At 70.7% G+C, this 18,039-nt stretch carries 19 protein-coding genes; 10 read left to right on the top strand and 9 right to left on the bottom strand.

Going from position 1 to position 18,039, the window contains the following annotated elements; translation table 11 throughout:
* Nucleotides 1-979, bottom strand: a 979-nt coding sequence (locus K6I33_RS05800) for a sodium:proton antiporter (RefSeq protein ID WP_229348592.1), incomplete at its 3' end; no start/stop codon positions are given.
* A 43-nt stretch (nucleotides 980-1,022) separates the two neighbouring features.
* Here K6I33_RS05800 and K6I33_RS05795 point away from each other — a divergent pair.
* The 4 genes from K6I33_RS05795 (at nucleotide 1,023) to K6I33_RS05780 (ending at nucleotide 3,498) form a co-directional block, all read left to right on the top strand.
* The gene (locus K6I33_RS05795; protein WP_229348591.1) at nucleotides 1,023-1,283 is read left to right on the top strand and encodes a UBP-type zinc finger domain-containing protein; all 261 of its coding nucleotides are present in this window, start codon (nucleotides 1,023-1,025) and stop codon (nucleotides 1,281-1,283) included.
* 30 nt (nucleotides 1,284-1,313) lie between these two features.
* A complete protein-coding gene (locus K6I33_RS05790; RefSeq protein ID WP_229348590.1) occupies nucleotides 1,314-1,838 on the top strand; it encodes a GNAT family N-acetyltransferase in 525 nt (174 codons plus the stop codon).
* 198 nt (nucleotides 1,839-2,036) lie between these two features.
* Nucleotides 2,037-2,453 carry an anti-sigma regulatory factor gene (locus K6I33_RS05785; protein WP_126915983.1) on the top strand — a complete coding sequence of 139 codons (417 nt, stop codon included), beginning with the start codon at nucleotides 2,037-2,039 and terminating at the stop codon, nucleotides 2,451-2,453.
* A 172-nt stretch (nucleotides 2,454-2,625) separates the two neighbouring features.
* Nucleotides 2,626-3,498 (top strand): RNA polymerase sigma factor SigF, encoded by an 873-nt coding sequence (locus tag K6I33_RS05780; protein ID WP_229348594.1) that lies wholly within the window; start codon nucleotides 2,626-2,628, stop codon nucleotides 3,496-3,498.
* 13 nt (nucleotides 3,499-3,511) lie between these two features.
* Here K6I33_RS05780 and K6I33_RS05775 read toward each other — a convergent pair whose 3' ends face one another.
* Complete coding sequence (locus K6I33_RS05775; protein ID WP_374283506.1) at nucleotides 3,512-4,000, bottom strand: hypothetical protein; 489 nt, start codon at nucleotides 3,998-4,000, stop codon at nucleotides 3,512-3,514.
* Between the two features lie 82 nt (nucleotides 4,001-4,082).
* Here K6I33_RS05775 and K6I33_RS05770 point away from each other — a divergent pair, with 82 nt between their 5' ends.
* Nucleotides 4,083-5,051 carry a diacylglycerol kinase family protein gene (locus K6I33_RS05770; RefSeq protein ID WP_229348589.1) on the top strand — a complete coding sequence of 323 codons (969 nt, stop codon included), beginning with the start codon at nucleotides 4,083-4,085 and terminating at the stop codon, nucleotides 5,049-5,051.
* A gap of 323 nt (nucleotides 5,052-5,374) precedes the next feature.
* Nucleotides 5,375-5,632 (top strand): WhiB family transcriptional regulator, encoded by a 258-nt coding sequence (locus tag K6I33_RS05765; RefSeq protein WP_004937597.1) that lies wholly within the window; start codon nucleotides 5,375-5,377, stop codon nucleotides 5,630-5,632.
* Nucleotides 5,633-5,810: 178 nt separating this feature from the next.
* On the opposite strand, the gene K6I33_RS05760 is transcribed toward K6I33_RS05765, so the two are convergent.
* Complete coding sequence (locus tag K6I33_RS05760) at nucleotides 5,811-7,280, bottom strand: sensor histidine kinase (RefSeq protein ID WP_229348588.1); 1,470 nt, start codon at nucleotides 7,278-7,280, stop codon at nucleotides 5,811-5,813.
* Between the two features lie 383 nt (nucleotides 7,281-7,663).
* On the bottom strand, nucleotides 7,664-8,713 hold the full coding sequence (locus tag K6I33_RS05755; RefSeq protein ID WP_229348587.1) for an SIS domain-containing protein: 1,050 nt from the start codon (nucleotides 8,711-8,713) through the stop codon (nucleotides 7,664-7,666).
* Nucleotides 8,714-8,865: 152 nt separating this feature from the next.
* Between K6I33_RS05755 and nagB the strand changes: the two genes are divergently transcribed.
* Entirely contained in the window at nucleotides 8,866-9,651 is a 786-nt protein-coding gene (gene nagB, locus K6I33_RS05750; protein WP_229348586.1) for a glucosamine-6-phosphate deaminase, read from the top strand.
* A gap of 118 nt (nucleotides 9,652-9,769) precedes the next feature.
* On the opposite strand, the gene K6I33_RS05745 is transcribed toward nagB, so the two are convergent.
* From K6I33_RS05745 to K6I33_RS05730, 4 genes are all read right to left on the bottom strand, one after another.
* Entirely contained in the window at nucleotides 9,770-11,290 is a 1,521-nt protein-coding gene (locus tag K6I33_RS05745) for a glycoside hydrolase family 3 protein (RefSeq protein WP_229348585.1), read from the bottom strand.
* Nucleotides 11,291-11,300: 10 nt separating this feature from the next.
* Nucleotides 11,301-12,131: a carbohydrate ABC transporter permease gene (locus K6I33_RS05740; protein WP_229348584.1), complete on the bottom strand. Its 831-nt coding sequence runs from the start codon at nucleotides 12,129-12,131 to the stop codon at nucleotides 11,301-11,303.
* Nucleotides 12,128-13,108, bottom strand: a complete 981-nt coding sequence (locus K6I33_RS05735) for a carbohydrate ABC transporter permease (RefSeq protein ID WP_229348583.1) — start codon at nucleotides 13,106-13,108, stop codon at nucleotides 12,128-12,130. The genes K6I33_RS05740 and K6I33_RS05735 overlap by 4 nt, the downstream gene beginning before the upstream one ends.
* Before the next feature lie 101 nt (nucleotides 13,109-13,209).
* The gene (locus K6I33_RS05730; RefSeq protein ID WP_229348582.1) at nucleotides 13,210-14,481 is read right to left on the bottom strand and encodes an extracellular solute-binding protein; all 1,272 of its coding nucleotides are present in this window, start codon (nucleotides 14,479-14,481) and stop codon (nucleotides 13,210-13,212) included.
* A 254-nt stretch (nucleotides 14,482-14,735) separates the two neighbouring features.
* Between K6I33_RS05730 and K6I33_RS05725 the strand changes: the two genes are divergently transcribed.
* From K6I33_RS05725 to K6I33_RS05715, 3 genes are all read left to right on the top strand, one after another.
* Nucleotides 14,736-15,506, top strand: coding sequence for a GntR family transcriptional regulator (locus tag K6I33_RS05725; RefSeq protein WP_229348581.1), 771 nt, complete (start codon nucleotides 14,736-14,738; stop codon nucleotides 15,504-15,506).
* A 119-nt stretch (nucleotides 15,507-15,625) separates the two neighbouring features.
* On the top strand, nucleotides 15,626-15,847 hold the full coding sequence (locus K6I33_RS05720; RefSeq protein WP_229348580.1) for a hypothetical protein: 222 nt from the start codon (nucleotides 15,626-15,628) through the stop codon (nucleotides 15,845-15,847).
* Complete coding sequence (locus K6I33_RS05715; protein ID WP_229348579.1) at nucleotides 15,844-16,347, top strand: hypothetical protein; 504 nt, start codon at nucleotides 15,844-15,846, stop codon at nucleotides 16,345-16,347. Before K6I33_RS05720 ends, K6I33_RS05715 begins: the two co-directional genes overlap by 4 nt.
* 3 nt (nucleotides 16,348-16,350) lie before the next feature.
* On the opposite strand, the gene K6I33_RS05710 is transcribed toward K6I33_RS05715, so the two are convergent.
* A complete protein-coding gene (locus tag K6I33_RS05710) occupies nucleotides 16,351-17,997 on the bottom strand; it encodes a lytic transglycosylase domain-containing protein (protein WP_229348578.1) in 1,647 nt (548 codons plus the stop codon).
* Between the last annotated feature and the right edge of the window lie 42 nt (nucleotides 17,998-18,039).

Genomic DNA, 18,039 nt, shown 5'->3' with positions numbered 1-18,039 from the left:
GATGAGCAGCGAGAGCGTGTTCTGCAGCAGCGGCTCCCGCAGGTGGGTGCGCAGCCAGTGGATCGGCACCATCAGGACCAGCCCGACGCCGATGCCGCCCGTACTCCCCCAGGTCCCGCAGCACGACGCGCAACTGGAGCCCGATGAGGGCGAAGACGGCCGATTCCAGCAGGAAGGAAACGACCCGCCACACGGCCGCCTCCTGCAGCCGCGTGGCGAAGTCGACCTGCCAGGACCGGTGTCCCAGGTAGAGCGCGACCACCACCACGGCGAGCACGCCGGACGCCCCCACCTGTTCGGCCGCGGCGTAGGCGACGAAGGGGATGAGCAGCGAGAGCGTGTTCTGCAGCAGCGGCTCCCGCAGGTGGGTGCGCAGCCAGTGGATCGGCACCATCAGGACCAGCCCGACGCCGATGCCGCCGACCGAGGCGATCGCGAACTCCCGTACGCCGTCGGCCCAGGTGGCACCGGTGCCGAGGGCCGCGGCGAGGGCGACCTTGTAGGCGGTGATGGCGGTCGCGTCGTTCACCAGGGACTCGCCCTGGAGGATCGTGGTGATCCGGGACGGCAGCCCCAGTCTCCGGGCGATCGCGGTGGCGGCCACCGCGTCCGGCGGGGCCACCACCGCGCCCAGGACGAGCGCGGCGGCGGGCGGCAGGCCGGGCACCGCGCGGGAGGCCACGTAGCCGACCGCGAGGGTGGCGAAGAGGACGTACCCCACGCTGAGGAGGGCCACGGGCCTCAGGTTGGCCCGCAGATCGAGATAGGAGCTTTCAAGAGCGGCGGTGTGCAGCAGGGGCGGCAGCACCAGCGGCAGCACCACATGGGGGTCGAGGGCGTACTCGGGCACGCCGGGGACGTACGAGGCGACGAGGCCGACCGCGACGAGCAGCAGCGGCGCGGGCACGGGGGTCCTGCGGGCGGCGCCCGCGACGGCGGCCCCGCCCGCGATCAGCGTCAGCAGCGGCATGACGTCCATGGCTCCTCCACCCTTTCCGCTCGCGCGCTCTAACCTGGCCATCATGATCGAGTGTTCGCATGTGGACGAGCTGCCGCGCCCCGAACCGGCGCCGCTGACCCCGACCTGCCCGGAGTGCGAGGCGGCGGGCAGCCACCCGGTGCAGCTGCGGCTGTGCCTGGAGTGCGGCCACGTGGGCTGCTGCGACTCCTCCCCGTACCGCCACGCGACCGGGCACTTCGAGGAGACGGGGCACGCGGTGATGCGCAGCTTCGAGCCGGGGCAGAGCTGGCGCTGGTGCTACGTGGACAAACAGATCGTCTGAGACGAGCACAGCGTCTGAGATCATGCCCGCATGATCCGACCCGCGACTCCGGCCGACGTCCCCCACATCCACGCGATGATCCGCGAACTGGCGGAGTACGAAAGGGCGCTGGACGAGGCGCGGGCGACCGAGGAACAGCTGCGCGACGCCCTGTTCGGCGCGGACCCGGCGGTCTACGCGCTGATAGCGGAGAGTGACGCGGACCGTCGGGAAACGGTGGGGTTCGCCCTGTGGTTCCGCAACTTCTCGACCTGGACGGGTACGCACGGTATCTACCTGGAGGACCTCTACGTGCGTCCGCACGCCCGCGGCGGCGGTCACGGCAGGGCGCTCCTGGCGGAGCTCGCCGGGATCTGCGTGGAGCGGGGCTATCAGCGTTTCGAATGGTCAGTGCTGGACTGGAACGCGCCGTCGATCGCGTTCTACGAATCGCTGGGCGCGGAGGCGATGGACGAGTGGACCGTGCGCCGGTTGTCGGGAGAACCGCTCCAGGCTCTTGCGGCGCTCGCACAGAGTGACGAAAATCCCAACAGGCCGACCTCGCTTTCGATTTGAGGCCGCACAGCCCTACCCACCGTCTGTACTTACGGGTTTACCATGAGTGACAGTCGTGGGCCTGCGGCGCGGAACCGCAGATCGCGATAGCGTCTCAGCCGGACCATGTGCCGCACCGGCCCGCGCCGCCCTCGTCCGGGGGCCGTGGGACCGGCGCTCCCGACAGCTCAATGAGCTTGTGCCACCTTGGAGGTGAGGGTGTCCCCAATCGCTGGCGAGCCTGGGACGACCCAGGACTTCGTGGAAGTCCGGCTGCCCGCTGCGGGTGCCTACCTGTCGGTGCTGCGGACGGCGACAGCCGGTCTCGCGGCCCGGCTGGACTTCACCCTCGACGAGATCGAGGACCTGCGCATCGCCGTGGACGAGGCCTGCGCCATCCTGCTGCAACAGGCCGTTCCCGGTTCCGTGCTCAGCTGTGTCTTCCGCCTCGTCGGGGACGCGCTGCGGGTGACCGTCTCGGCGCCGACGACGGACGGCCGCGCCCCCGAGCGCGACACCTTCGCCTGGACGGTGCTCTCCGCCCTGGCCGGTGAGGTCGACTCCACCGTCGCGGAGGACCGGACGGTCAGCATCAGCCTGCACAAGAAGCGCGGCGCCGGCCCCGGGCAGCCGTGACGGAAGAGGGGGCTCCGTGAGTACTGCGTCATCGCGGGGAGTGCGCACTCCGGCCATCCCGCAGCAGCCTGCCCGGCCCGATCCGGAAGACCTCGATCCGGCCGCCGCGCCGGACGCGGCGGACCCGGTGGATCCGGTGACCCCGGTGGACCCGGCCGGCTCGGCGACCCCGGTGGACCCGGCCGGTCCGGCGACCCCGGTGGACCCGGCGGAGCGGGTGAGCGACCCATCAGAGCGGGCGGACCACATGGATCAGCACCAGCGCCGGCAGCGGCACCAGCACGCGGATCCGCACGACCGCAGCGGCGCCCGCGCCCTGTTCATCGAGTTGCGGCAGCTCCCCGACGGTTCCCCGGAGCGGGCCGAGCTGCGCAACCACCTGGTGCGGATGCATCTGCCCCTCGTGGAGCACCTGGCCCGGCGGTTCCGCAACCGCGGCGAGCCGCTCGACGACCTCACCCAGGTCGCCACGATCGGCCTGATCAAATCCGTGGACCGCTTCGACCCGGACCGCGGGGTGGAGTTCTCCACCTACGCCACCCCCACGGTGGTCGGCGAGATCAAGCGGCACTTCCGCGACAAGGGCTGGGCGGTGCGGGTCCCGCGCCGGCTCCAGGAGCTGCGGCTGTCGCTGACGACGGCCACGGCCGAGCTCTCCCAGCGGCACGGCCGCGCCCCCACGGTCCATGAGCTGGCGGAGCACCTGGGGATCTCCGAGGAGGAGGTGCTGGAGGGCCTGGAGTCCGCCAACGCCTACTCGACGCTCTCGCTGGACGTCCCCGACACGGACGACGAGTCCCCGGCGGTCGCGGACACCCTGGGCGCGGAGGACGAGGCGCTGGAGGGCGTGGAGTACCGGGAGTCCCTCAAGCCGCTGCTGGAGGACCTGCCGCCGCGCGAGAAGAAGATCCTGCTGCTCCGCTTCTTCGGCAATATGACGCAGTCGCAGATCGCCCAGGAGGTGGGCATCTCCCAGATGCACGTCTCCCGGCTGCTGGCCCGTACGCTCGCCCAGCTCAGGGACCGGCTGCTGATCGAGGAGTGACCGGAGAGGACGCTCAGGACTCGCGCGGGCCGATGCCGAGCGCCTCGGTCGCGGTGGGGTTCACCAGCAGGACGAGCGTGGCCACGGCGGTCAGCGCGAGCGCCACCGCGCCGGCGATCAGCGCGCCGCCGCCGTTGTAGAGCGTCCAGGCGACCGGCAGCGCCATGATCTGCGTGATCATGGCGGGGCCGCGGCTCCAGCGCCGCAGCAGCCACAGGCCGCGCGCGGCGAGGAGCGGCAGCGCGGCCAGCGCCAGGACGGTCAGCCCGCCGGTCTCGGCCTGCTGCGGGCTGTCCGGCTTGCCCAGCAGCCCCATGACCAGCAGATAGATCCCCGAGACGGCGAGGGCCAGCCCCTGGAGGGCGACCAGCCCGGCGGCCGCCGTCAGCCGGGCGGGCCGGGGCCCCGGGGCTTCCGGAACGGGGCCGGCGGCACCCTTGGCGGTGGCCCCGGTGGACGCACCCTTCCGGGCGGATTTCGACGCGGACTGCTTGCTGCTCACCTCAGCAGGGTATCGGTACGCAAATCCTTCGAAGCCGGGCCTGGGACGGGCCGTGTACCGACAGGTAGGTAGGCTGGCGCGCATGCGTGCGCTTCTTGTGGTCAATCCTTCGGCCACCACCACCAGTGCCCGTACTCGCGATGTCCTGGCGCACGCCCTGGCCAGCGACCTGAAGCTGGACGTCGCCACGACCGAGTACCGGGGTCACGCACGCGACCTCGCGCGCCGGGCGGCGGAGAGCGGCAATGTCGAGCTGGTCGTCGCGCTCGGCGGAGACGGCACGGTCAACGAGGTCGTGAACGGTCTGCTGCACTCCGGGCCCGATCCGGAGGCCCTGCCGCGGCTCGCGGTGGTGCCGGGCGGCTCGACCAATGTCTTCGCCCGCGCGCTGGGCCTGCCCAATGACGTGGTGGAGGCGACGGGCGCCCTGCTGGACGCGCTGCGGGAGGGCTCCGAGCGGACCGTGGGGCTCGGCCTCGCGGCCGGGACGCCGGGCTCGGAGGACGAGGCGGTGCCGGCCCGCTGGTTCACCTTCTGTGCCGGCTTCGGGTTCGACGCGGGCGTCGTCGGCCGGGTGGAGCAGCAGCGGGAGCGCGGCAAGCGTTCGACGCACTCCCTGTATGTGCGACAGGTGATGCGTCAGTTCTTCGGAGAAACGAACCGGCGGCACGGCACGATCACCCTCGAACGGCCTGGCGAGAAGCCACTCGAGAATCTCGTCATGTCGATAATCTGCAACACGGCCCCGTGGACGTACTTCGGCAACCGGCCGATGTACGCGCTGCCGCAGGCGTCCTTCGACACCGCCCTTGACGTGCTGGGATTCACCAAGCTGTCCACTCTGGCGGCCACCCGCTACGGCACCCAGCTGCTGACGTCGACGCCGGAGCGCGGCCCGCAGGGCAAACACGCTGTGTCACTGCATGACCAGGACTCGTTCACCTTGCATTCGCAGGCCCCCCTGCCCTTCCAGATGGACGGCGACCACCTCGGACTGCGCACCAGCGTGACGTTCACAGGCGTTCGCCGTGCACTGCGTGTGATTGTGTGAGTGCTAGGGCCTAAAGTCCTTCCACTCGAACGTTTAGACTGGGTTCCACCCCCTGGAATGACGGCTGTGACCTAGCCGACACCGAGGAATCAAAAAAAACTTTCCAGAAGGGGTTGTATCCGTCGCCGAGGTTTGCGAGTCTTTTCGTGGCGATCGGGACGGCCCGCCATCAAGGCTTCCCCGAAGAGCCCGAACCCCCTCCTTATCTTCCTGGACCGCACCAGTCTGCCTGGCTGGAGGTCGGCCCTTCCCTTGCGGGGGGATTCGTGAAAGCGTTCACATTCACAAGCCACGTAGCCGTAACACGAGGAGATGGAGCAGCCATGGACTGGCGTCACAACGCCGTTTGCCGCGAGGAAGACCCCGAGCTGTTCTTCCCCATCGGCAACACCGGTCCTGCGCTGCTGCAGATCGAGGAAGCCAAGGCCGTCTGCCGCCGCTGCCCCGTCATGGAGCAGTGCCTGCAGTGGGCGCTCGAGTCCGGTCAGGACTCCGGCGTCTGGGGTGGCCTCAGCGAGGACGAGCGCCGCGCGATGAAGCGCCGTGCCGCTCGCAACCGCGCTCGCAACGCCACCGCCTGACGCGAGTCGCCCCGCCCCTCTCGGCCCCCGAGCCGCAGCGCGCAGTACCCCCCACCCGTGCGCTAAGCACAGCCTTCTGGGCATAAAAGCTTTGAGCCCCGGTTCTCTCATTCGAGAGAGCCGGGGCTCAGTGCTATTCCAGGACGCCGTATGAATTCCTATGACGCCCTATAACTTCTCAGGGCTTCTCCGCGCCCACCGGAATGTCGAGCACCACCCGTGTCCCCTGCCCGGAAGCGGGCACCATGTCGAACGTTCCGCCCAACTCGCCCTCCACCAGGGTGCGTACGATCTGCAGGCCCAGATTGCCGGCGCGCTGGGGGTCGAAGCCCTCGGGCAGCCCGCGCCCGTCGTCCTGGACGGAGATCAGCAGCCGGGTGTCCCGGCGGGTGCCGCCGCGGACCGCGGTGACCTCGACCGTGCCCTGCTCCCCCGGCCCGAAGCCGTGCTCGAGGGCGTTCTGGAGCAGTTCGGTGAGGACCATCGACAGCGGCGTGGCGACCTCGGCGTCCAGCACCCCGAAGCGGCCCGTGCGCCGGGTGGTGACCCGGCCCGGGGAGATCTCGGCGACCATGGCGAGGACCCGGTCGGCGATCTCGTCGAATTCGACCCGTTCGTCGAGGTTCTGCGACAGCGTCTCATGGACGATCGCGATGGAACCGACCCGGCGGACCGCCTCCTCCAGTGCCTCACGGCCCTCGGCGGAGCCGATCCGGCGCGCCTGGAGGCGCAGCAGGGCCGCCACGGTCTGGAGGTTGTTCTTCACCCGGTGGTGGATCTCCCGGATGGTGGCGTCCTTGGTGATCAACTCGCGTTCGCGCCGTCGCAGTTCGGTCACATCGCGCAACAGTACGAGTGAACCGATGTGACTTCCCTTGGGTTTGAGCGGGATCACCCTCAGATGAATGACCCCGTCATTGGCCTCCACCTCGAACTCGCGGGGCGCCCAGCCGCTGGCGAGCTTGGCGAGACCCTCGTCGACCGGGGCGCGCGAGGGTGCCAACTGAGCGGTGGCCTCGCCCAGATGATGCCCGACGAGGTCGGCGGCGAGGCCGAGCCGGTGGTAGGCGGAGAGGGCGTTGGGGCTGGCGTACTGGACGATGCCGTCGGCGTCCAGCCTGATCAGGCCGTCGCCGGCGCGGGGCGAGGCGTCCATGTCGACCTGCTGGCCGGGGAAGGGGAAGGCACCGCCGGCGATCATCTGCGCCAGGTCGGAGGCGCTCTGGAGATAGGTGAGCTCCAGCCGGCTGGGCGTCCGCACGGTCAGCAGATTGGTGTTCCGGGCGATGACCCCCAGCACCCGTCCCTCCCGGCGGACCGGGATGGACTCGACCCGCACGGGGACCTCCTCGCGCCACTCCGGGTCGCCCTCCCGGACGATCCGGCCCTCGTCGAGGGCGGCGTCGAGCAGGGGACGGCGGCCGCGCGGGACGAGGTGGCCGACCATGTCGTCGTGGTAGGAGGTGGGTCCGGTGTTGGGCCGCATCTGGGCGATGGACACATAGCGGGTGCCGTCCAGGGTGGGCACCCAGAGGACCAGATCGGCGAAGGACAGGTCGGAGAGCAGCTGCCACTCCGAGACCAGCAGATGCAGCCACTCCAGGTCGGAGTCGTCGAGTGCGGTGTGCTGGCGTACGAGGTCGTTCATGGAGGGCACGGTGGTGAGCCTAGTTCTTTTCCGTGGGGCGTGGGACGGGCCGGTCGGCGGAGGACACATGATGATCGGCATACCCATGGAGTCCGGGCGGCAACAGCATGGACAGCGAGGAATGGTCTAGTCCACAATGGGCGTTCAGGACGTCCGTCCTCTCCGCACAAGAGGGCGGAGCGAGGCCCGGCCCGCCGCACGGCGGCCGGGGCCTCCCGTCGGCCGACCCGGCCGTGGGGCCCGCACACCTCACGCGCGCCGGTCCGGCCGATTCGCTCCGGGCTGCGGTGCCGGCTGGGCCGAGGGTCCCGGCGGGCGCCGCGGCCCGTAGTCGTCTCCGGGCCCGTATCGCCTCGTCCCGCTCACCTCTCACCTCGTCTCCCTCACCTCGTCTCGGTGACCTTGGCCAGGGCCCGGGGCGCGTCGGGGTCCTGCCCCCGGGCGACGGTCACCTCATGGGCGAGCAGCTGGAGCGGCAGGATCTCCAGGACCGGCTGCAGCTCCTCCGCCACCTCTTCCGAGGGCAGGACGAAACCGTCCGTCGCCCGCGCGACCTCGGCCCCGGTCCCGACGACGACCAGGTCGGCCCCTCGCCCGCGCAGCCGCTCCAGCACGGGAGCCAGCGCTTTCCCGCCTCTTCCCGCCGGGACGATCGCGATGACGGGGAAGATGTTGTCCACCATGGCCAGCGGCCCGTGCAGCAGATCGGCGCCCGAGTAGGCCAGGGCGGGGATGTAGCTCGTCTCCATCAGCTTCAGCGCGGCCTCCTTGGCCGTCGGATAGCCGTAGCCGCGCGAGGTGAGGACCATCCGCTCGGCGAAGCGGTAGCGGGCGGCGAGCCGGGTGACCTCGGCGCCGCGCGCCAGGATCCGCCGGGCGAGCTCCGGCAGCTCCCGCGCGGCCGAGCCGTCGCCGCCGCACAGCCCCTCGACGAAGAGATAGAGGGTGAGCAGCGAGGCCGTGTACGTCTTGGTCGCCGGGAGCGCCCGTTCCGGCCCGGCGAGGATGTCGAGGTGGTGCTCGGCGACCGCGGCGAGCGGGGAGTCCGGGTTGTTGGTGACCGCCAGGGTGATGGCGCCGGCCGCGCGGGCGGCCTCGGTGGAGGCCACCAGGTCCGGGGAGCCGCCGGACTGGCTGACCGTGACGGCCAGGACGTCCCGGAGATCGGGCCGGGCGCCGTAGGCGGTGACCGTCGACATGGAGGTCAGCCCGCAGGGCTTGCCGAGCCGCACCTCCAGCAGGTACTTGGCGTACAGGGCCGCGTTGTCGGAGGTGCCCCGCGCGGTGAGCAGGACGAACCGGAAATCACGGGCGGCGATGCGCCCGGCGACCTCCCGGGCGGCGGCCGCACCGTGGTCCAGGACGCGACGCAGCACGGCGGGCTGTTCGGCCGTCTCCCCGGCCATGATCAGGCCCGGTCTCTCCCTGGTCATACCGGCCCACCTCCCGGGGAGACGCCCGTGTACGCACCGGGCGGCCCCTTCAGTCGACCACGGGTCTCCCCACCCCCGCCAGCCGGGGCGAGCGGCGCCCGTTCTGCTAAATTGGTCTATACCACACCCCTCTCCAGATCGGCAGGCCCAGCGTGGAAGTTGTCATCGTCCCCGACGCCAAGGCAGGCGGCGAGCTCATCGCGGAGGCCATGGCCGCCCTGCTGCGCCGCAAGCCCGACGCGCTGCTCGGCGTGGCCACCGGCTCGACCCCGCTGCCCGTCTACGAGGCGCTCACGGCCAAGGTCCGCGCCGGCGAGGTGGACGCCTCGCGCGCCCGTGTCTGCCAGCTCGACGAGTACGTCGGCCTGCCCGCCGACCACCCCGAGTCCTACCGCTCGACCGTTCTGCGCCAGGTCGTCGAGCCGCTGGGGCTGCCGGCGTCCTCCTTCATGGGCCCCGACGGCACCGCCGAGGACGTCCAGGCCGCGTGCGAGGCGTACGACCGGGCGCTGCCGGCGGCCGGCGGTGTGGACCTCCAGCTGCTGGGCATCGGCACCGACGGCCACATCGGCTTCAACGAGCCGTGCTCCTCCCTGGCCTCCCGCACCCGCATCAAGACGCTGACGGAGCAGACCCGCGTCGACAACGCGCGCTTCTTCGAGGGCGACATCGAGCAGGTGCCGCACCACGTCATCACCCAGGGCATCGGCACCATCCTGGAGGCCCGCCACCTGGTGCTGCTGGCCACGGGCGAGGGCAAGGCCGACGCGGTCGCCGCGTCCGTCGAGGGCCCGGTCTCCGCCCTCGTCCCCGCCTCGGCCCTCCAGCTCCACCCCCACGCGACGGTCGTCGTCGACGAGGCGGCGGCGACGAAGCTGAAGCTGGCCGACTACTTCCGCGCGACGTACGCGGCGAAGCCGGCCTGGCAGGGGCTGTAAGCCGAACGCCGGACGGGCTGAATTCAGCCCGTCCGGCGTTTGAGGACAAGGTTTGAGGACAAGGGGGGTGCGAGGGGGCGCAGCCCCGCTCGGAAACGGTGAAAGGGCGGGGCCGGGGCTACTCCCCCGCGATCGCCTCGGCGGCAGCGATCCCGCACACCCGCGCCGCCCCATGCGTGGCGATGTGCAGCGCACCGCTCGGCGGCGCCTCGTTCAGCCCCATCTCCACCACGACCGTGTCCGGCCGAGCCGCCAGCAAGGTACCGAGCGCCCGGGCCATCCACGGATGCCGGTGCACATCACGCACGACCGCGACGATCCGCTGCTCCCCCGCCGCCGCGAGCACCGCCTCCGCCCCGGCGGACTCGGGGCCGTACGTCTCGGTGAGCGTCCCCGGCCGCAGCCGGGCCAGCTCGGCGCCGACGCCCCAGGGCGTCTCGTCGCCGACGGCGATGTTGGCGACGGGCGTGAAGGCGGCGACGTACACCGGCCCGGCGGGCGGCGGCTCGTACCCCGCGCCGGAGCGCGTGACCCGCAGCGCGCGCCGCGCCGCCACAAGCCCCACGCCGGGGTCGGACGCCGCCGCGTCCGGGCCCGCCGCCGACGACGTCCAGCGCGCCAGCGCCCGCACCCGTGCGGCGGCGTCGGCGAGCCGCTCCTCCGCCAGTTCACCGGAGCGCACGGCCGCGACGAGCGCGTCGCGCAGCCGCAGCACGGTCTCCTCGTCGGCCAGGCCGCCCCCGACGCAGATCGCGTCGGCGCCCGCCGCGATGGCCATGACGCTGCCGCGTTCGATGCCGTACGTACCGGCGATCGCCCGCATCTCCATGCCGTCGGTGACGATCAGGCCGTCGAAGCCGAGGCCCCCGGCGGTGACGGGCGCGCGCAGCAGCCCGTGGAGGGCGAGGGGGCTGAGCGTGGCGGGCAGAGCGGCGTCGAGCGCGGGCAGCAGGATGTGCGCGCTCATCACGGCCTTGGTGCCGGCCGCGACGGCCGCCCGGAAGGGCACCAGCTCACGGGCGTGCAGCGTCGCGAGGTCCGCGTCGATGCGGGGCAGGTCGTGGTGGGAGTCGACGGCGGTGTCGCCGTGGCCGGGGAAGTGCTTGGTGCAGGCGGCGACCCCGGCGGCCTGGAGCCCCTCGACGTAGGCGGCGGTGTGCCGGGCGACGAGCGCGGGGTCGGCGCCGAAGGACCGTACGCCGATGACGGGGTTGTCGGGGTCGGAGTTGACGTCCCCGGAGGGCGCCCAGTTGAGGTTGACGCCGCAGGCGGCGAGGCGGCGGCCCAGCTCGTGGGCGACGGCCCGGGTGAGCCCGGTGTCGTCGACGGTGCCGAGGGCGAGGTTGCCGGGGAAGGAGGAGCCCGTACGGACCTCCAGCCGGGTGACGTCGCCGCCCTCCTCGTCGATGGCGACGAGGACGTCGCCGCGCTCGGCGCGCAGCTGCGCCGTCAGGGCGGCGAGCTGTTCGGGGGAGGCGATGTTGCGGCCGAACAGGCCGACGGAGGAGAGCCCTTCGCCGAGCCGGCGCAGCAGCCAGTCGGGGGCGGTCGTCCCGGTGAAGCCGGGCTGGAGGACGGTCAGGGCGTCCCGGGTCAGGGTGTCCGGGTGCTGGGACCGGTGCTGGGTGAGGATGGTCATGTCGATGCTCCTAGCCCTTCACTGCGCCGGACGTGAGGCCTCCGACCGCCTTGCGCTGGAGGATGACGAACAGGACGAGGATCGGGATCGCGAAGAGCGAGGAAGCGGCCATGGTGGCGCCCCAGTCGTCGCCGAAGGTGGTGCGGAAGCCGGTCAGCCACAGCGGGAGGGTCTGCGATCCGGGGTCCTTGTTGAGGATCAGGACCATCGGGAACTCGTTCCAGACGGTGATGAAGCCGAAGAGCGAGGTGGCCATCAGGCCGGGCGCCAGCAGCGGGAAGATGACCTTGATGAAGGCCTGGGTGCGGGTGCACCCGTCGACCATGGCGGACTCCTCCAGCTCCTTGGGCACGGCGGCCACGTAGCCGCGCAGCGTCAGGACGGTGAAGGGCAGCACCATGACGGTGTAGATGGCGATGAGCGGCGGCAGGCTGTTCAGCATGTCGGCGTCGCGCACGATCATGTAGTAGGCGATGACCATCACCTCCCAGGGCGCCATCTGGGCCATCATCATCACGAGGATGAAGCTCTTGCGGCCCTTGAAGCGCATGCGCGCGACGGCGAAGGACGCCAGCAGCGCGATGACGAGCGACAGGGCCACGGCCACCAGGGTCACGGTGAGGGAGTTCCCGACGAACGTCCAGAAGCCGTCGGCGCTCACCGCCTTGTCGAAGTGCTCGAAGGTGGGGCTCGCGGGGAACCAGACGGGGGTGTCGCTGACGATGTCCTTGTTGGCCTTGAAGGCCGTGGCGAACATCCAGTAGACGGGGAACGCGAAGAAGGCGAAGAGGACGACCGCCGTCGCCCCCGGCCAGACTCGGCCGATCAGCGATCGCCTCACAGCTCGTCCTCCTCTTGCTTGAGAACCAGGCGCAGGTAGTAAGCCGTCAGCGCCAGCAGAATGACGATGGTGAGGATGGAGATCGCCGCGCCCATGCCGAAGTGCTGGCTGCCCATGCCCTCCTGGAAGGCGTAGACGGGCAGGGTCTCGGTGAGCCGGTCGGGGCCGCCCTCGTTGATCGCGAAGACCTGGGTGAAGGCCTTGAAGACCCAGATCACCTCGAGGAACGTGGTGGCCAGGAAGAACGGCTTGAGGAAGGGGAAGGTCACCGAGGTGAACTGCTTCCAGGTGCCCGCGCCGTCGAGCGAGGCGGCCTCGTAGAGCTCCTTGGGGATCGTGGTCGTGGCCGCGTAGAGGTTTATCGCCACGAAGGGCACAGACTGCCAGACGATCAGCACGGTGATCACGAAGAAGGTGGAGAGCTGGCCGCTGGTCCAGTTGTAGCCGGCCATGGAGTGCCAGCCGAGCGCGTCCAGGAGGTAGTTGACGACGCCGAAGCGCTGGTCGAAGAGCCACTGGAAGACGGTGGTCGCGGCGACGACGGGCATGGCCCAGGCCAGGACGAGGCCGAGCGAGAGCAGCAGCCGCAGCTTGTTGCCGAGCCGGGCGAGCAGCAGGCCGATCAGACAGCCGACCGCCATGATCAGGACGACGTTGGCGGCCGTGAAGACCACCGAACGGCCGGTGACGTGCCAGAACTCGGAACTTCCGAGGACCTCGCGGTAGTTGTCGACGCCGGTCCACTCGGTGACGCGCTGGATCAGCTGGCGCTTGTTGAGGTTCTGGAAGGACAGCAGGCCGTTCTTCACCAGCGTCCAGCCGAGCAGCAGCACGACGGCCGCTACGGTGGGGAGGATCAGCAGGTAGGGCAGGCTTCTGGCCGCGCGTTCCCGGTCGCGGCGGGGCGGCGCGGCGCCGCCTTTGCCGATCCGGGGCGCCGGGCCGGTGGCCGCCGCCTCTTCGATCTGCGCTGACATCGTCGTCCGCCTTCTCCCCTGTGGAACGGTTGTGCGTGGTGCGGGGTCCCGTACGGGCCGCCCCCACGGCGGCCCGTACGGAACTCACTGCCGCTCAGGCCCTACTGCTTCTGGGCGAGCCGCTTGTTCATGTCGCCCTCGACCTGCTTGGCGGCCTCCTCCGGCGACTTGCCGCCCAGAACGGCCGTCATATAGGCCTTGATCGGGTTCGGCGCGTTCTCCACGTTGGCCCATTCGGGGATCAGCGGAGTGGTGCCACCGGTCTTGGCGGCGGGGGCAGCGGCCTCGGCGGCCGGCTGGCCCTTCAGGCTCGACAGCAGCGCGTCCTTGTTGGGGATCGAGCCGACCTCCTTGGCCAGCGCGCCCTCGTTCTTGTCGGACAGCGCGATCTTCAGGAACTCCTTGGCGAGGTCCTTCTTCTTGCTGCCCTCGGAGATCGCGAGGTTGGAGCCGCCGAGGAAGACGCCCTCGGGCTTGTCGGCGGTCTCACCGGGAATGGTGAAGTAGCCGATCTCCTTCTCGATCTCCGGGTTCGCCTTGATGGCGGTGGCGGCCTCCCAGCCCATGCCGATGAAGGCACCGGTCCTGCCCTTGGCGAAGACGTCGGCCTGCTGCGGGGTGGCCTCGTCCTTGTCCTTGGGGGCCTTGCTGAAGGACTGGTACTTCTTGTAGGTCTCCATGGCCTTGGCCACCTTGGGGTCGCCGAGGTTGGAGACGTACTTCTTGCCGTCCTTCTTCACCAGGTCGGCACCGGTGCCGATGGTCAGGCCGTCGAAGAAGTACCAGTTCTGGCCGGGCAGATAGAGCGGCTCCGCGTCGCCCTTCTGCTGAATGGCCTCAAGGTCCTTGAAGAACTCGTCACGGGTCTTCGGGGTGTCCTTGATGCCCGCGTCGGCCCAGATCTTCTTGTTGTAGATGACGACGCGGCTGGCCGCGTACCAGGGGGCCGCGTACTGCTTGCCCTCGAAGACGGCCGGCTTGTTGAGGGACTCGGTCCAGTCCCCGCCGATCTCCTTCTTCAGGTCGTCCAGCTGGGCGAGGCCACCGGTCTGGGCGTAGGAGGGCGTCTGGGTGTTGCCGACCTCCACGACGTCCGGCGGGCTGGACTCGGAGAGGGCGGTGGTGAGCTTCTGCTGGATGCCGTCCCACTTCTGGACCTGGATATTGAGCTTGGCCCCGGTCTTCTGTTCGAACTCGGCCTGGACGGCCTTGGACCAACCCGGTGGATTCGAGCCATCCATGAACCAGACAGTGAGGCTCTTGTCCTTGGAACCACCGTCGGCCGATCCCTTGTCACTGTCGCTGGACCCACAGGCAGCAACACTCACCAGCATGGCCACGACACCCGTCGCCGCTATGAGCCCTCGCTTCACAGCACTCTCCCTTGAGGACCGAATGTGGTCTTTAATGGTTTAGACCAGTGCCCGCATGTTGGCCTAGACCTTTTGGGGTGTCAAGGGTGTATAAGAGTCGCTGTCGGCTCCGTTACCGGACCGACACCTCGAGGTCGACCCGGGTATCTCCGGTCCCCTCGGGCTCTGCCCGTGCCACCATGTGACCGCTATAGACGGAGGAGCCGGTGACGGCAGCAGGATCATCGGAGTCGGGAAGGTCGGGAAGGCACGCCATGGCGACCGAGGGCGAGACGGCGGAGGGCGGCAGCGCCACGAGCGGTGGACGGACCGCGCGCGTTCCCAAGTATTACCGGCTCAAACGGCACTTGCTGGATATGACCGAAACCATGCCTCCCGGCACCCCCGTGCCCCCGGAGCGCACCCTGGCCGCCGAGTTCGACACCTCCCGTACGACGGTGCGCCAGGCCCTCCAGGAACTGGTGGTCGAGGGCCGGCTGGAGCGCATCCAGGGCAAGGGCACGTTCGTCGCCAAGCCCAAGGTCTCCCAGGCCCTCCAACTGACCTCCTACACCGAGGACATGCGTGCCCAGGGCCTGGAGCCCACCTCCCAGCTCCTCGACATCGGCTACGTCACCGCCGACGACCGCCTCGCCGGGCTGCTCGACATAGTGCCCGGCGGCCGCGTCCTGCGCATCGAACGCCTCCGGCTCGCCAGCGGCGAGCCCATGGCGATCGAGACCACCCACCTGTCGGCGAAGCGCTTCCCGGCGCTGCGCCGGAGCCTGGTGAAGTACACCTCCCTCTACACCGCGCTGGCCGAGGTCTACGACGTCCACCTCGCGGAGGCGGAGGAGACCATCGAGACCTCCCTGGCCACCCCGCGCGAGGCCGGCCTGCTGGGCACGGACGTGGGCCTGCCGATGCTGCTCCTCTCGCGCCACTCGCTGGACGCGGAGGGCAAGCCGGTGGAGTGGGTACGGTCGGTGTACCGGGGCGACCGCTACAAGTTCGTGGCGAGGCTGCGGCGACCGGCGGCGGAGTAAGTGTGAGGTAAGAACGACCTCAAGGTTCACCCACCGACTTCATGACCATTCGATGAGCGTTCCGCAAACATGACCATGGGAACGGGCCCGTTGTCAGTGGCACCCCCTAGCCTGAGGGCATGTCATGCAACGCGACCCTGACCCCGACCCCGGAGCAGCTCAACCACGAGATACGCATGTTCCTCACGGCCCGCCGCGGCCGCACGCTGACCAGCGCCGAGCGCGGTGTCTACGAGCGGCTGCGGGCCGAATGGCTGGCCGCGGGCCGCCGCGCCCGGTACGTGACGGCGACCCGGCCCGCTCGCCCCTCGGCCTGCGGGGCACGTACGGTATCGGAATGAGCCACGCCGTCGATGCGGTCGATGCCGCCGCGATCGCCCTGAACGACCGCTCCTGGACCCCCTCGGACCACGAGCTGACCCTCGCGCGCGACTTCTTCACACGCCGCGACGCCCTGCCGCAGCGCCTGCTGCCGGGCATGCCCGTGTCCCCCAGCCCCCAGGGCTGGGTCACCCAGCACATCCTGTGGCTGGAGGACGTCGCCCACCTCGCCGGCGAGCTGCTGAACGCCTGGCGCGGCTGGCTCCCGGACGGCCACATGATCGGCCTCCTCGGCGCCTACGGCGGCCTCGCCCGCACGGCCGGACCGCTCGCGGCCCGGCTCGGCCGCGACTGGGCCGCCGAGTGGCAGGCCCCGCCCTCGAAGCAGGAGACCTCCTCCTGGGAGGACTGGCACCTCCCGACGGAACAGCGCCAGCAGCTCGACGCGCTGACCGACCGCCTGGTCCTGATCGGCGCGGTCATGGTCATGGCCGTCAACCGGGGCGAGACGGGGCACTGACACTCACGCGGTCACGGTGAGCTCGACGTCCAGCGTCACACCGTCGGCGGTGGTCAGCCGGAGGGCGTACGTACCGGGGTTTCCGTCGGCGTGGATGGCCGGAAGGGTGACGATGCCATCGGCTCCGGGCGGGGGCGGGACAAGCGTTCGAACGGCATTGCCGGCCGCGTCCGTGAAGTACGGGCCGAGGGTGTTCCCGGCCGTGTCGCCCTCCTTGCTCGCGAGGAAGGTCGCGGTGAGCACCGTGCCGAGGGCGGGCTGCCCGTAACGGGTGGCCTTGACCCGGGGGCTCTCGGCGAAGGTGCCATTGACCGGAGCGCTCAAGGGCTGTTCGCCGACCCGCGTCAGGGTGTCGGCGGTGGCAGAGGCGGAGAGCCGGGCGTTCACCTGGAACGTCACGGCCTTGCCCGCAGTGCTCGCCATGACGACGAAGCCGTCCGGCCGGTCACCGACGCGCAGTCGCGGCACGACGGCGATGCCCTGGGCGTCGGTGCTGACGGTGACGGTCGTGGCGTCCCCGTGCCCGGGGAAACGGGCGTCGGTGGCGGCGCCGAGGATCTCGAAGCTGACGTCGGCTCCGGGGACGGGATCGCCATGGGCGTTGCTCGCCCGGACCCGCGCGACCTGGTCGAGGTCCTGTCCGGTCTCGGCGTCACGGCTCCGCTCCCCGAGGGCGGTGAGCCGGGTGACGGTACGGGGACCGGGCTCGGGCCGGGGCTCGGGAGTCGGATCGGGCCTGGGATCGGGCCTGGGTTCAGGTGCGGGCTTCGGCAGGGGCTCGGGCCGCGGCTTGACGACCGACGAGCCGGAGGCCGACGTACGTGTGACCGCACGCGCGGGGGCGCTGGACCGCCCGTCGGCCGGGTCCGGGCGATGGGGGACGGCCGGGGCGTCGTTGGGAACGGCGGTGACCTTGCCGCCCTGGTACGTGCGCATCCACTCCAGGACGGCGTTCACGTATTCACGCGAGTTGTTGTAGCTGAGGATCGCCTTGTCGAGGTCGGCGGGATCCGTGAGGTTCCGGTCGCCGGCGCAGAGATAGCGGGCGGTGCCGAGGGCGGCGTCGTAGATGTTGTTGGGGTCCTTGACCCCGTCGCCGTTGCCGTCGGCACCCCAGGTGACCCAGGTGGAGGGGATGAACTGGGTGGGGCCGACGGCACGGTCGTACTCGGTGTCCCCGTCCCAGCGCCCGCCGTCGGTGTCGCGGATGAGCGCGAACTGCTTCCCGTCCAGCCGCGGCCCCCGGATGGGCTGCTCGGTGGACCCGTCGGCGCGCAGCCCGTACCCGGAGGCGTGCACGGACTCCACCCGTCCGATCCCGGCGACCAGTTCCCACGGGATCCGGCACCCCGGCTGGCTCGTGGCCAGCGCCTGCGCGGCCTTCTTGTAGGCGTCCAGCGCGGTGGCCGGAATCCCGGCTTCACCGCTCGCGGACGGGCTCGGTTGCGCGGGCTTCCGCAGATCGGGGAGGACGAGATTGGGTACGCCCCTGGGCTGCGCGCCCTGTGCGCTGTCCGGCCCGGGCGCGGCGGGGTTCGCCTGAGCGGTGAGCGGACCGGCCGCGGCGGCGGTGGAGAGGGAGACCGTCAGGGCGGCGCCGCACAACCCGCGACGGGTACGGCCGGTGAGGTGGAGGGGGGCGAGCTTCACGGGAAGGCGGTTTCCTGACATACGGACTGCTGTGATGTGGGT

It is taken from the genome of Streptomyces sp. UNOB3_S3 (assembly GCF_020740895.1).
Taxonomy (GTDB): domain Bacteria; phylum Actinomycetota; class Actinomycetes; order Streptomycetales; family Streptomycetaceae; genus Streptomyces.
This window is presented reverse-complemented; position numbering and strand designations above follow the sequence as displayed.

Bases quoted from the DNA above. Each gene is read 5' to 3' on its own strand.
- K6I33_RS05765 (WP_004937597.1), top strand. From the start codon at position 5,375: ATGGACTGGCGTCACAACGCCGTTTGCCGCGAGGAAGACCCCGAGCTG.
- K6I33_RS05725 (WP_229348581.1), top strand. From the start codon at position 14,736: ATGGCGACCGAGGGCGAGACGGCGGAGGGCGGCAGCGCCACGAGCGGT.
- K6I33_RS05715 (WP_229348579.1), top strand. From the start codon at position 15,844: ATGAGCCACGCCGTCGATGCGGTCGATGCCGCCGCGATCGCCCTGAAC.
- K6I33_RS05745 (WP_229348585.1), bottom strand. From the start codon at position 11,290: ATGACCATCCTCACCCAGCACCGGTCCCAGCACCCGGACACCCTGACC.
- K6I33_RS05720 (WP_229348580.1), top strand. From the start codon at position 15,626: ATGTCATGCAACGCGACCCTGACCCCGACCCCGGAGCAGCTCAACCAC.
- K6I33_RS05790 (WP_229348590.1), top strand. From the start codon at position 1,314: ATGATCCGACCCGCGACTCCGGCCGACGTCCCCCACATCCACGCGATG.
- K6I33_RS05770 (WP_229348589.1), top strand. From the start codon at position 4,083: ATGCGTGCGCTTCTTGTGGTCAATCCTTCGGCCACCACCACCAGTGCC.
- K6I33_RS05735 (WP_229348583.1), bottom strand. From the start codon at position 13,108: ATGTCAGCGCAGATCGAAGAGGCGGCGGCCACCGGCCCGGCGCCCCGG.
- K6I33_RS05760 (WP_229348588.1), bottom strand. From the start codon at position 7,280: ATGAACGACCTCGTACGCCAGCACACCGCACTCGACGACTCCGACCTG.
- K6I33_RS05795 (WP_229348591.1), top strand. From the start codon at position 1,023: ATGATCGAGTGTTCGCATGTGGACGAGCTGCCGCGCCCCGAACCGGCG.
- K6I33_RS05755 (WP_229348587.1), bottom strand. From the start codon at position 8,713: ATGACCAGGGAGAGACCGGGCCTGATCATGGCCGGGGAGACGGCCGAA.